The organism is Psychrobacillus sp. NPDC096389 (genome assembly GCF_044762855.1).
Taxonomy (GTDB): domain Bacteria; phylum Bacillota; class Bacilli; order Bacillales_A; family Planococcaceae; genus Psychrobacillus.
On sequence record NZ_JBIWFB010000004.1, the window covers coordinates 271,756 to 284,282 of the forward strand.

General features: G+C 38.5%; 12 protein-coding genes. 8 read left to right on the forward strand and 4 right to left on the reverse strand.

What is annotated here, in order from left to right; genetic code table 11:
• Positions 1 to 94 precede the first annotated feature (94 nt).
• The 3 genes from ACIQ38_RS12910 to ACIQ38_RS12920 all read left to right on the forward strand — a co-directional run bounded on the left by ACIQ38_RS12910 (position 95) and on the right by ACIQ38_RS12920 (position 2,865).
• Entirely contained in the window at positions 95 to 544 is a 450-nt protein-coding gene (locus ACIQ38_RS12910) for an Rrf2 family transcriptional regulator (RefSeq protein WP_402823335.1), read from the forward strand.
• Between the two features lie 38 nt (positions 545 to 582).
• Positions 583 to 1,512: a manganese-dependent inorganic pyrophosphatase gene (locus tag ACIQ38_RS12915; RefSeq protein ID WP_402823338.1), complete on the forward strand. Its 930-nt coding sequence runs from the start codon at positions 583 to 585 to the stop codon at positions 1,510 to 1,512.
• Positions 1,513 to 2,211: 699 nt separating this feature from the next.
• Positions 2,212 to 2,865, forward strand: a complete 654-nt coding sequence (locus tag ACIQ38_RS12920) for a DsbA family oxidoreductase (protein ID WP_402823341.1) — start codon at positions 2,212 to 2,214, stop codon at positions 2,863 to 2,865.
• A 50-nt stretch (positions 2,866 to 2,915) separates the two neighbouring features.
• On the opposite strand, the gene ACIQ38_RS12925 is transcribed toward ACIQ38_RS12920, so the two are convergent.
• Positions 2,916 to 3,269 (reverse strand): DUF2500 domain-containing protein, encoded by a 354-nt coding sequence (locus ACIQ38_RS12925; protein WP_402823344.1) that lies wholly within the window; start codon positions 3,267 to 3,269, stop codon positions 2,916 to 2,918.
• A gap of 101 nt (positions 3,270 to 3,370) precedes the next feature.
• Here ACIQ38_RS12925 and ACIQ38_RS12930 point away from each other — a divergent pair, with 101 nt between their 5' ends.
• The 5 genes from ACIQ38_RS12930 (at position 3,371) to ACIQ38_RS12950 (ending at position 9,531) form a co-directional block, all read left to right on the forward strand.
• Positions 3,371 to 4,906, forward strand: a complete 1,536-nt coding sequence (locus tag ACIQ38_RS12930) for an FAD-dependent oxidoreductase (protein ID WP_402823347.1) — start codon at positions 3,371 to 3,373, stop codon at positions 4,904 to 4,906.
• Positions 4,907 to 5,020: 114 nt separating this feature from the next.
• Complete coding sequence (locus tag ACIQ38_RS12935) at positions 5,021 to 5,482, forward strand: PadR family transcriptional regulator (RefSeq protein WP_402823350.1); 462 nt, start codon at positions 5,021 to 5,023, stop codon at positions 5,480 to 5,482.
• 14 nt (positions 5,483 to 5,496) lie between these two features.
• Positions 5,497 to 7,239, forward strand: a complete 1,743-nt coding sequence (locus ACIQ38_RS12940; RefSeq protein ID WP_402823353.1) for an ABC transporter ATP-binding protein — start codon at positions 5,497 to 5,499, stop codon at positions 7,237 to 7,239.
• A complete protein-coding gene (locus tag ACIQ38_RS12945; protein WP_402823356.1) occupies positions 7,232 to 9,040 on the forward strand; it encodes an ABC transporter ATP-binding protein in 1,809 nt (602 codons plus the stop codon). The genes ACIQ38_RS12940 and ACIQ38_RS12945 overlap by 8 nt, the downstream gene beginning before the upstream one ends.
• A gap of 323 nt (positions 9,041 to 9,363) precedes the next feature.
• On the forward strand, positions 9,364 to 9,531 hold the full coding sequence (locus ACIQ38_RS12950; RefSeq protein WP_402823359.1) for a hypothetical protein: 168 nt from the start codon (positions 9,364 to 9,366) through the stop codon (positions 9,529 to 9,531).
• A gap of 38 nt (positions 9,532 to 9,569) precedes the next feature.
• Here the strand turns inward: ACIQ38_RS12950 and ACIQ38_RS12955 are convergent, their stop codons facing one another.
• The 3 genes from ACIQ38_RS12955 to ACIQ38_RS12965 form a co-directional block, all read right to left on the reverse strand.
• Complete coding sequence (locus tag ACIQ38_RS12955) at positions 9,570 to 9,866, reverse strand: hypothetical protein (protein ID WP_402823361.1); 297 nt, start codon at positions 9,864 to 9,866, stop codon at positions 9,570 to 9,572.
• Positions 9,867 to 10,107: 241 nt separating this feature from the next.
• Positions 10,108 to 11,280 (reverse strand): amidohydrolase, encoded by a 1,173-nt coding sequence (locus tag ACIQ38_RS12960; RefSeq protein WP_402823567.1) that lies wholly within the window; start codon positions 11,278 to 11,280, stop codon positions 10,108 to 10,110.
• 2 nt (positions 11,281 to 11,282) lie between these two features.
• A complete protein-coding gene (locus ACIQ38_RS12965) occupies positions 11,283 to 12,515 on the reverse strand; it encodes a Zn-dependent hydrolase (protein ID WP_402823364.1) in 1,233 nt (410 codons plus the stop codon).
• Between the last annotated feature and the right edge of the window lie 12 nt (positions 12,516 to 12,527).

A 12,527-nucleotide genomic window follows, 5' to 3' on the forward strand; every position in this document is an offset into this window, starting at 1 on the left:
ATACATCTTTAAACTACCTTTTTAAATTCAGACACATTTCTTTCACGAGTTTGTCAAAATCGTTATAATGAGAAGGTAGAATGGCGGTGTGAAGATGAGATTAACCATGTATACAGACTTCTCATTAAGAGTGTTAATATATCTTGGAACAAAAGAGAAAAATGAACTTTCCACAATTCAAGCTATTTCAGATGCGTATGGTATTTCTAAAAACCATTTGATGAAAGTAACGCATGAGTTAGGAAAGCTTGGTTACATAGAAACAATTCGTGGTCGAGGCGGCGGTATTCGTTTAGCAAAGGAACCGGAAGATATTATTATAGGACAGGTAGTCAGAAAGACAGAGGACGACTTTCATTTGGTTGAGTGTTTCGATTGTAAAACAAATACATGCGTCATATCGCCGGTTTGTGGCTTGAAAGGTGCCTTGAATCGAGCATTGTTTGCTTATTTAAAAGTGTTGGATGAGTATACGCTAGCAGACTTTTTACATCAAAAGCATCTATTAGCAAATTTACTTTTCAATGATCAGCAAGATGTATGATAAAATAAATTCGGATATCGTTATTAGGAGGATCACTCATGGAAAAAGTATTAGTTTTTGGACATAAAAACCCGGACACAGACACAATTACATCAGCGATTGTATATGCACAATTAAAAAATGCAATCGGTGTAGAAGCAGAAGCGGTACGTTTAGGTGAAATAAACAATGAAACAAAATTCGCTTTAGAGAAATTTGGATTCGAAGCACCACGATTAATCGAAAACGTAGCGACAGAAGCAAAAAAAGTAATTTTAGTCGATCACAATGAAAAGCAACAAAGTGCAGACGGTATTGAAGAAGTACAAGTAATGGAAGTAATCGACCATCACCGTATTGCAAACTTCGAAACGGCTGAGCCTTTATATTACCGTGCAGAGCCAGTAGGATGTACAGCAACTATTTTAAATAAAATCTATAAAGAAAAAGGCATTGAAATCCCATCAAGCATTGCAGGATTAATGCTTTCTGCTATCGTTTCAGATTCTTTATTATTCAAATCACCAACATGCACAGAAGAAGATGTGCAAGCTGCCCGCGAACTTGAAAAAATTGCTGGTGTAAATGCAGAAGAGTATGGACTAGCTATGCTTAAAGCGGGAGCAGACTTAAGTGATAAAAGTTTAGAAGACCTACTTTCACTAGATGCAAAAGAATTCAGTATGGGGGATCACAAAGTAGTGATTGCCCAAGTAAATGCAGTGGACGTAAACGACGTAATGGGTCGTCAAGCTGAACTGGAAGAATTAATTCATCGTGCAATCGAAGAGCAAGAATTAGATCTTTTCTTCTTCGTTGTAACAGATATTTTAAATAATGACTCCGTAGCACTAGCGCTTGGAAAATTGGCGCTAAAAGCAGAAGCGGCTTTCGGAGTGAACTTCGAAAACAATACAGCTTTACTTAAAGGTGTCGTTTCTCGTAAAAAACAAGTAGTACCAGCGTTAACTGAGGCATTAGCAAACTAATTAAAATGACTTCCTGACTTCTTCTAGTCGGAAGTCTTTTTATTTTAGGAAACTAAAAATGGAGGGCGTCTGGTAACTTTCCCAGCAATACGAAGTGAATACATCTAAGGGAAAATGCGTCTTAAAAGGTGACCACTAGCCTTCGCGCTTGCCGCACCTTGCATGAGATTCATGCGGCTTAGGCAGCGCTACGGCAAATATATCCGGACTATTTATATGGAGAAGATTACCCAATAAAAAATGCGCAACGTTCTAGTCATTACTCGCAACATTCCACTTCAAACGCGCAACACTATAGGGCATTTGCGCAACATTGACTAAAAGGAGTCACAGTCATCGTCGTCTCACTCCAAGTAAACTTGTTGTTATAAGAATTAGTTGCTTTCATATGCAATTTAGTTGCTCTTGTACTAATTTTAGTCGCTTTCGGAGTAGAATTAGTTGCTTTCAACAATTAATTGGTTGCCCTAAGCCATTTACTGGATGCGTACAATCCAAAAACTGCAGAAATTTTATTTTTGGTGAGTTGCCACTGAGTAAGCAAGGGATTCCCGTTGATTTTCTCTACAGACACTTCACTGCGAAGCATTATCCCTATATTTCCACAAATCCCCGTTACAAGAAAAGCACTTTATACTTTCAGGCAATTATTTTGAAATCAAAACAAACAGACATTACAATAAACGAGAGGTGATGGAGATGAAAATTGAAGTATGGTCCGATTTCGTATGTCCGTTTTGTTATATCGGAAAAAGAAGATTAGAAGAAGCGTTACAAGAAGCAGGGTTTGCTGATCAAGCGGAAGTAGAATTCAAAAGCTTCGAGCTAGATCCAAATTCACCAAAAACATCGGATAAGACGATGTATGAAGTACTTGCGGAAAAATACGGACAAAGCGTAGAAGCTGCAAAACAAATGACAGCAGGCGTTGCAGAGCAAGCAAAAACAGTTGGCTTAGATTATAATTTCGACGCGATGAAGCCAGCAAATACGCTAGATGCACATCGTTTAGTGAAATGGGCATCTGAGCAAGGTAAAGCAAAAGAAGCAAACGAACTATTGCTACATGCTTATTTCATTGAGGCGAAGGAAATTGGCAAGCATGATGTTCTTTTAGACTTGATCGAATCACTAGGTTTATCTAGAGACGAAGCAGAAAAAGTATTGAATTCAGATGCTTATTTAACAGAAGTTCGATTGGATATCGCACGTGCTGGTCAAATAGGCGTACGCGGAGTACCATTTTTTGTTTTAAATGATAAGTATGCAATTTCAGGTGCACAGCCATTAGAATCATTTGTTGGTGCATTGAACAAATTGGCGGAAGAAGAAGGTATTTCTCCTGCCAAATGATGCTATAAATCGAAAACCCTCTTTCCAAAATATCGGAAAGAGGATTTTTTTTATTGTTTTCTTTCAAAACTTAGGAATCTAGTTCCCTGGAAAGTCAGAATTCCAAGGTCATCTTCTGCAATCATGCCGTATTCTTTCCCGCTCATTTGAAGCTCCATGCGGTCTCCGCTCTCTACTTGGAACGTTACATAATAGGAAGTGGAAGCGGCACTATCTCCAGAACCACCCCTTGTATTGGAGCGTTTCGTTACTACTTGAACGGGTACAGAAAGTTTAGGGGAGTTATTGTTTTTATTCCATTGGGTACCACTTTTTATAATGGTGAAAACAATAAAACCAGCTATTAAAAGAAAAAATAAAGCAAAAAACGGTGGCATTCCTCCAAAGAAACCGAAATTATCCATATAAAACACTCCTAAAGAAAAACTGTTTACTTTTATACGGCTCAACTTGAATAAAGTTTCGCCAATAGATAGACAATAGTAGAAACAGGAGGTTATACAAAATGACTCAAAAAATATTGCCGAGTGAATCGCAATCTTATTGGCGGGCACAACAAGACTTTCCGCTTTTCCCAAAACTAAGTGAAGATATAGAAGCAGATGTTGCTATTATTGGGGCAGGTCTTACTGGAATTACGGCAGCTTATTTACTAAGCCAAAGCGGTCGTAAAGTAGTAGTTGTAGAAGGAAGTAGAATATTAGAAGGAACAACTGGCTTCACAACGGCGAAAGTAACGGTTCAGCACGGCCCCATTTATCAGCAACTAATCGAAACTTTCGGAAGGGAACAAGCAGAACAATACTATGAAGCAAACAATGAAGCAAAAGACTTCATCGAACAAACAATCAAGCAATTAGGCATCAAATGTGATTTTGAAAAAGTAGATGCTTTTTTATATACAAATACAGATGATGGAGTAGAAATATTACGCCAAGAACTTGATGCCTACCATATGATTGGAATAGATGGAGGGACACTAACAAAAGAAATAGGACTTCCATTTACTGTGAAGGAAGGTCTTAAACTTGAAAATCAAGGGCAATTTCATCCATTGAAGTATGCACTTACCTTGGTAGAGAAAGCAGTAGAAAATGGCGTGCAATTTTTTGAAGAATCACGGGCTAAATCCATTCATGGAAGCAATCGGGTTGAAATGTTAGATGGCAATGAAATACGAGCAAAAAAAATATTAGTTTGCAGTCATTTTCCATTTAACGATGAAGACGGACTTTATTTTACACGAATGTATTCCGAACGTTCTTATGCAATCGCAACACTAGCGGAACCAAATTATCCAAAAGGAATCTATATTAATGTAGAAAAGCCGACAAGATCGATACGAACGGCATTAGGCTCAGATGGACGAAGATATTTGCTATTAGGTGGGGAAGGGCATATTACGGGAAGATTTCAAGGTGATATGAGCACTAACTATGATGCTTTAGCTGCATTTGGAAGGGAACAGTTTAAAGCGAAACAATACGCCTATCGGTGGTCTGCCCAAGATTTGGTCACATTAGATGGAGTTCCATATGTTGGACCAATGACGTCAGGGCTTCAAGATGTACTTGTTGCAACAGGATACGCCAAGTGGGGGATGACCAATAGTACGGTCGCTGCCAAAATTTTGGTTGATAATGTGCTCGAAAAAGAAAATCGCTTTGCGGAACTTTACTCACCAACACGATCGAAAATGAAAAAAGAAGACATTAAAAGTTTTGCTAAAATAAATGCAAACGTCGCAAAAGAGCTAGTTAAAGGAAAAACGGAGAAAATCGACGTCGTCTTTCAAGATTTAAAAGCAGGCTCCGGCGATATTATCAAACTAGATGGTCAAAAAGTAGGGGCTTACAAGGATGACTATGGAAAAATTCATTTAGTTAAACCAGTATGTACACATCTGGGCTGTGATGTCGTATTCAACGACGCAGAAAGCTCTTGGGATTGCCCATGTCATGGGTCCAGATATACATATTCTGGAGACGTAATAGAAGGTCCAGCGTATGAGCCACTCGAAAAAATAGATATTGGAGAATGATTATCTCGCTATAAAGGAGTTGAACGAAAATAATTTTCGTTCAACTCCTTTACTATTGTTTTTATTCGATATATCGACTAGAATTATCGATATAGTTAAAAGGAGAGGATTCAAATGAAAAAGCGAAGAGGTTTTATACAAATAGCCATTTTGCATTTATTGAAGGAAAGCTCGATGCATGGGTATCAAATAATGAAAGAATTAGAAAGTCGATCCGGGGGACTTTATTCAGCAAGTGCAGGGACAGTATATCCAGCACTCCAGGAGTTGACGGAAAAAGAAATGATTGGTTTAGATCCTGAGTCGGATAAAAAGGCATATCAGATAAAAGATAAAGGGAATGAAAAACTAGAGGAATTCGCAAGTCGTAAAGAAGGCGATTTTTGGGAAGAGTGGAAAGCACGCTGGGTTTGGCAAAATTCCAATGAAGCAACAGAGCTAAAGTCTGCCCTCAATTTATGGGAAACGGAACTCCATAAAGCGATTAAACAGTCACGTAAAAACCCGGAAAAAACGACTAATTTAATAGAATTTGTGAAAGAAATAACCGAACGTTTACATAAAGAAAATAGATAGAGAGGGGAAATGCTATGAAATCCCTTGGGAAATTATTTCCGTATTTAAAACCTTATACACTATTTGCGATTTTAGCTCCGCTGTTAATGTGTGTGGAGGTGGCAATGGATTTACTACAGCCGACCATTATGCAACATATTATCGATGTAGGAATTGCAAATAATGATAATGCTTATGTCATTAAGCTTGGATTATTAATGCTGTTAACTGCTGTTATCGGTTTGATAGGTGGGGCCGGTTGTACGATTTATAGTACGAAAGCGGCGGTAAACTTTGCGGCAGATATACGCCGAGATATTTTTAATAAGACGCAACAGTTTTCTAGTAAAAACACGGATACATTCGGAGCTGGAAAACTAATTACAATTGTAACGAATGATGTAACGGCGGTTCAACAAGCTTTAATGATGACGTTGCGGATTTTTGTACGCGGTCCACTATTATTTATCGGATCGGTAGCAATTGTTTGGTTTACAGCGCGCGAGTTGTTTCCAGTATTATTGGTAGCGATACCGGTTTTAATGATTTTTATTTATTATTTTTCTGCTAAATCAGGACAGTTATTTGCAAAAGTCCAAAAAGCGATGGATCAGGTTAATACAAAATTACAAGAAACGTTTGCGGGTATACGGGTTATTAAAGCATTCGATCGTCAAAATTATGAGATTAAAACCTTCCGAAAGGTAAATGATCTATTAACAAAGCGGAATATGTCTGCCGAACAAGTCATTTTGACTTTGATGCCAATCATGCTGTTTGTAGTGAATTTAGGTGTCGTTGCAGGTATGTGGATGGGTGCGATTAAAGTAAATGAAGGGACACTTCAAGTTGGTGTTATTTTAGCTTTTATTAACTATTTGAATATTATTATGAACGGACTAATGACGAGTAGTCATGTATTGATGCAAATCGCTCGTTCTTTTACTTCTGCTAACCGAATTGGTCAAGTGCTTGATACGGAAATCGATATCAGTGAACCAGAAATACCCGCTTCGCTTCCGCAAGTAAAAGGAGAAGTGGAGTTCAAAGAGGTGAATTTTAGCTATAGTAAGAACGGGGAATATGTCCTGAAAAACATTTCATTCCGAGCAAAAGCGGGGGAGACGATTGGGATTATTGGTTCTACTGGTAGTGGAAAATCAACGCTCGTTAAACTGATTCCACGACTTTATGATCCGGATTCAGGGGACATTTTAATCGATGGTGTTAATTTAAAACAATATCCACTTGAACTTTTAAGAGGAATGATTGGTTTTGTACCACAAAAAGCGACTTTATTTTCCGGAGCAATTGAAGAGAATTTACGCTATGGAAAAGAGGAAGCAAGTCTTTCTGAAATGGAAGAAGCAGCTAAATCAGCAGCAGCAATAGAGTTTATCGATAAGCTTGAAGATAAATATGACTATGAGCTTATGCAAGGAGCAACGAATCTATCTGGTGGTCAAAAACAGCGTCTATCAATGGCTCGTGCCTTTATCCGTCAGCCGAAAGTTTTAATATTAGATGATTCTACCTCCGCAATCGATGCTTTATCGGAAGCTTCCGTACAACAAGCATTACAACAGAATCATGCGGATACAACCGTGTTTATCATTTCAGCGAAGGTTTCTTCGATTATCAACGCAGATCAGATTCTGGTGATTGAAGATGGCATGCTTGAAGCGAGTGGTACACATACCGAGCTGCTAGAAACGAGCAATGTTTATCGTGGAATTTACGAAACACAAACAGGGAAGGAGGTCTATTCATATGAATAAGTCTTCCACATCTAGCGCGATTGGTCGAGCACGTGGACCAAGAGGATTCAGCGGTCCCGTAGAAAAGGCAAAGGATAGAAAAGGTACTCTAAAACGAATATGGCAGTATATGGAAAATCAAAAAATAGCAATGGTTGCATCGGTTATTTTTGTTATCATTTCTACGCTTTTAAACTTACTGGTACCTTATATGATTGGTGTCATTATCGATCAATATATCATTCCAAAAGATATGAATGGTACACTACGATTTTTACTAATCCTAGCTATTGTCTATGTGGCTGCTTCCATTTTTACTTGGCTCCAAACATTTTTGATGGTGCGAGTATCGTTGAAGACAATTAGGATTTTACGTCAGGATTTATTTAATAAGTTTCAAACATTGTCCCTGCGCTTTTTCGATAAGCGAACACATGGCGATTTGATGAGTCGTGTGACCAATGATATTGAAAGTTTGAATAATGCACTTAGTCAAAGTGTGATCCAAATTATTTCCTCTATTTTAATGGTATCTGGTGTGACGATCGCAATGTTTTTACTAAATTGGATGCTTGCTATTGTATCTTTATTGGTCATTCCATTAATCATATTTACAACGAAGAAAGTTATTAAATATAGCAGTAGTAACTTTATTAAAAGACAGCGTGATTTAGGAGAACTGAACGGCTTTATCGAGGAAGCCATTTCTGGAAATGAAGTCGTTACGATTTTCGGACAGGAAGAAAAGACGTTCACAAAGTTTTCTGTTGTGAATGAGAGACTAAGACATTCTGCAATGGCAGCTGATACCGTGTCAGGCTTTTTAGGACCGATTAATAACTTCATTAATAACTTAGGGCTTGTGCTAATTATAGCAGTTGGCGCCGTGATGACCGTGCAAGATATGGCAACAGTCGGTATTATCGCTGCATTCGTTACGTATTCTCGCCAATTTTTCCGTCCTATTAATCAGCTATCCAGTCTATTAAACACATTCCAGTCTGCTATAGCTGGGGCGGAACGAGTATTTGAGATTATGGACGAAACGCCAGATCTATCGGATAAAGAAAATGCCATTGAAGTCGACTCTTTCAGAGGAGATGTCACGTTCTCCAATGTAAATTTTGCATATGAAAAGGGTAAACCAATCTTAAAGAACATTAGCTTCCAAACGAAAGCAGGAGAGAAAATTGCATTAGTAGGTCCGACTGGTTCTGGAAAAACAACCATTATCAATTTATTAATGCGTTTTTATGACATCGATTCTGGAGAGATTAAAATCGATGAGCGACCAATTAAAGACTACCAGATCAGTAAACTCCGTGAAAAAATAGGAATAGTACTCCAAGATACATTCTTATTTTCCGGAACAATCATGGAAAATATCCGCTATGGTCGCCTTGAAGCAACAGACGAAGAAGTCATTGCCGCTGCCAAAATGGCTTCCGCACACCGTTTCATCAAGCACTTACCAGATCGCTATGAAACGCTTATTACTTCAGGCGGATCAAGCCTAAGCCAAGGCCAGCGCCAACTACTAGCAATTGCTCGAGCGATTTTAGCCGATTCCGATATACTGATTTTAGATGAAGCAACCTCAAGTATTGACACAAGAACCGAAATCGAAATCCAACAAGGACTGAATCGATTATCAGAAGGTAGAACAAGCTTCGTTATTGCCCACCGTTTAAAAACGATCGAAAATGCGGACCGGATATTAGTTATAAATCAAGGGGAACTGATCGAGTCTGGGACACATGGAGAACTGTTGAAGCAAAAAGGTTTTTACTCTGAGCTGTATGAGAGTCAGTTTAATATTTGAACGAAAAAAGCAGCTGAGTTGGTACTTCAGCTGCTTTTTCGGCTATAGTGAAAAACACATAATAAAAGTAATTCTGATAATGTGAAATATAATAACAGAGATGCTCTTGACGATATTTTAGTTGGCTGGCTATTATTGCTCGGTATGGTGGATGCCCGAAAAGAAAAAGTTTATGATCAAATCTATGAAGAATTGTAGGAATTAGCGGTGAAAGACGAAAATATAGCTAATGCATTTTTCGCTTGGGAGGAACTAAGTAGATCTAAAGAAGATGTACTCGCTTATGAATCGCGCTTAAAGTATATTCTAGATGAAGAGGCAAGGTGGAAGTCGTAAAACATATGGCTGAAAAAAAGAGGAGAGAAGAAGGGTCACGAGAAAAAACAGAAGAAGTGGCTCGCAATCTACTAGCTAAGAAGATGGAAGTAGAGTTTATCGTAGAAGTAACAGGATTAACCGCTGAACAAATTAAAGAGATAGCCTCTATGTAATAAAAACAATCGTGCGGAGTAACCTCTGCACGATTGTTTTAGAAAGAAGAAGTTTTTGTTTCTGCTGATGCACGTTTTTGTAAATCTAAAATAATTGGATCAGCAGATGACTCTAATAAGTCTGCTTGTTTTTGTTGAAGATCTAAACGCATTTTTTCGGTTTCGATTAAAAAGTTATTATATTTCAATTTTTCAAGTTCGATTTCATCTTTTACAATTTGAGCTTTATACTTTTGCGTTTTTCGTAAATGCGTTGTCCAAATTGCAGTAAGTGGAATAGAAAAAATCATTACGACTGCCACTAAGCCAATCCCTAGTCCGAACAAATCTTCCATAAATTATCCCTCCAAAGCCATTTTCTTAAGTATATACGAAAAGCTAAAGAAATAGTTTCGGAAATGATAGATTATTCTGTGTGGCAATAAGTTTAGTTGGAATTTTGAAGCATTTAGTTGGAAAAAATGAAGTATTAGTTGGAATAAATCCTAGTTTAGTTGGAAAAATTGCCGTTTTAGTTGGAAAAAACTCGCAAATGAAAAAAGCCCCCCCGAAAAAATTTCGGGGAAGCAAATATCACTATTTATTCAAATAAGCCCAAGCATATTGTGCATATAATTCTGCACCAGTAACAAGTGCATCTTCGTCGATATCGAAGTTCCCGTGGTGGTGGGCCCATTCGGTATCTTTTTCAGGGTTTCCGCTTCCTACTAGGGCAAAGCTTCCAGGAGCTTTCGTTAAGTAAGCAGAGAAGTCTTCCGCACCCATTGTTGGTTTTTCATTGTACACTGCATCAGATCCAAATGCTTCTGCAGTAATTTGTTGCACGAGTTGTGCACTTTCTTCCTCATTCACTACTGTATCCGTACCGCGAATGTACTCCACTTCTGCAGTAGCACCATAAACAGCAGCAACACTTTCCGCGTATTTCGTAATACTTTTTTCGATATGATCGCGCGTTTCTGGATGGAATGTTCGAACTGTACCTTCGATTTCGGCATTTTCAGCGATTACATTAAATCTTGTTCCGACAACCATTTTTCCGATAGTAAGAACAGCAGGACTTTGTGGGTCGATCGTTCTTGAGACAACCGTTTGAACATTCATAACAAATGAAGAAGCAACAATTGCAGCGTCGATACAATCTTCAGGCATTGCCGCATGTCCACCGCGTCCTTGGAATTTCACTTTAATAATATCTGCTGCGGCAAATGAAGGACCTGGTGAACAGGCCACTTTATTAGTTGGCATTTGAGACCAAATGTGAATACCAAATACATTGTCAACGCCGTCCATTGCACCTTGAGCAACGATTGCCTTCGCTCCAGCCGCTGCTTCTTCCGCCGGTTGGAATAAGAAACGAACATTACCTGGAAGTTGATCTTTTACATCATTCAAAGCCTTTGCAGCTATCAATAACATAGAGGTATGTGCATCATGCCCACAAGCATGCATTTTTCCTTCCGCTTTAGAAGCATAAGGTACATGTGTGTTCAGTTGTTGGATTGGCAATGCGTCCATATCCGCTCGTAGCGCAACTGTTTTTCCACCTGGAACTGCTTGGATTTCTGCAATTACACCAGTAGGCTCCGTTTTTCGGTAAGGTATGCCAAGCTCGTCTAAATACTCGCAAACGAAGGCAGTTGTTTTGAATTCTTCAAATGATAATTCAGGTTCACTATGCAGTTTACGACGTACCGCAGTCAATTCTTCACTATTATTTGTAATGGAATCTTTTATTTTTTGGTTAATCATCATTCATTTCCCTCCGTTAACTTTAAAGCTGTTTGGAACAAAATATTCGCACCGTTCACAAGATGACTTGCATCCGACCATTCCTCGGGACAATGACTAAGCCCGTCTTTACTTGGAATGAAAATCATTCCACAAGCCGTATAATCGGAAAATACCATTGCATCATGTCCAGCACCACTATTAATTGAACAATAGGATATATCCAACTCACTGCTCGTTTCCTTAAAAATAGATCGAATATGATCATCCATGTCTTTTGGTGAAATATATAATAGTTGTTCAATAGAAGTTTGAGTGCCAGTAGCATTTTTGGAAGCAATCAATCCCTCTACTTTTCGCACTGCATTTTGCAAATCCAGTTCTTTACCAGATCGTATATCTACTGAGAACACCACTTTATCTGGTATAACATTGGAACCGTTTGGAAATACGTGTAACTGTCCAGTAGTAATTACAGTTCCATTTCCTTCCTCTATCGCTAGCTTTGGAAACGCGGCAATTACTTCAGCGGCAGCAACTAGAGCATCCGAGCGATGACTCATTGGGGTAGTTCCCGCATGACCAGCTCGTCCTTGTATCGTTACTTCTAATTGTGTCAAACCAACAATGGCTTCTACAATCCCAATTGGAATAGCTTTTTCTTCTAATATAGGACCTTGCTCGATATGAAGTTCGAGAAATGCTTTAATTGTTTTGGAATCTCGTAACTTTTCCTTTGAAGGATCCAAGCCAATGCTAATCATTGCATCTTTGGCTAATATGCCGTCCTTGTCCGCAAGTACTTTAAAGTCTTCATTGCTCAATAAACCCATCATTCCTCTTGAGCCCATTAATCCACCACCGTAGCGGGATCCTTCCTCTTCCACAAGAGCAATAATTTCAAGAGGATATGCCGGTTTACATTTATTCTCTTGAAATAATGCGGCAACTTCTAATCCTATTACGACTCCTGCAGTACCATCATAAGCACCACCATTTGGAACGGAGTCAAAATGAGAGCCGACGATAACAGAAGGGGCGTTTGGAATCGTTCCTTCTAATTTTCCGAAAATATTTCCAAACCCGTCTTCCGAAACAGTAAGACCGTATTCTAGCATCCTATCTTTGATGTAATTTCGAGCACTCAAATCTTCTTTCGAATAAGTAAGTCTTGTTACACCAACTCCAGGAGTAGCTGTAAAGTGACTTAATAGTTCAATATGCTGTTCGATTCTTTGTTTATTGGCTAACATACTAACATTCCT

Bases quoted from the DNA above. Each gene is read 5' to 3' on its own strand.
- ACIQ38_RS12935 (WP_402823350.1), top strand. From the start codon at position 5,021: ATGAAAAAGCGAAGAGGTTTTATACAAATAGCCATTTTGCATTTATTG.
- ACIQ38_RS12965 (WP_402823364.1), bottom strand. From the start codon at position 12,515: ATGTTAGCCAATAAACAAAGAATCGAACAGCATATTGAACTATTAAGT.
- ACIQ38_RS12930 (WP_402823347.1), top strand. From the start codon at position 3,371: ATGACTCAAAAAATATTGCCGAGTGAATCGCAATCTTATTGGCGGGCA.
- ACIQ38_RS12940 (WP_402823353.1), top strand. From the start codon at position 5,497: ATGAAATCCCTTGGGAAATTATTTCCGTATTTAAAACCTTATACACTA.
- ACIQ38_RS12910 (WP_402823335.1), top strand. From the start codon at position 95: ATGAGATTAACCATGTATACAGACTTCTCATTAAGAGTGTTAATATAT.
- ACIQ38_RS12955 (WP_402823361.1), bottom strand. From the start codon at position 9,866: ATGGAAGATTTGTTCGGACTAGGGATTGGCTTAGTGGCAGTCGTAATG.
- ACIQ38_RS12945 (WP_402823356.1), top strand. From the start codon at position 7,232: ATGAATAAGTCTTCCACATCTAGCGCGATTGGTCGAGCACGTGGACCA.
- ACIQ38_RS12920 (WP_402823341.1), top strand. From the start codon at position 2,212: ATGAAAATTGAAGTATGGTCCGATTTCGTATGTCCGTTTTGTTATATC.
- ACIQ38_RS12915 (WP_402823338.1), top strand. From the start codon at position 583: ATGGAAAAAGTATTAGTTTTTGGACATAAAAACCCGGACACAGACACA.
- ACIQ38_RS12925 (WP_402823344.1), bottom strand. From the start codon at position 3,269: ATGGATAATTTCGGTTTCTTTGGAGGAATGCCACCGTTTTTTGCTTTA.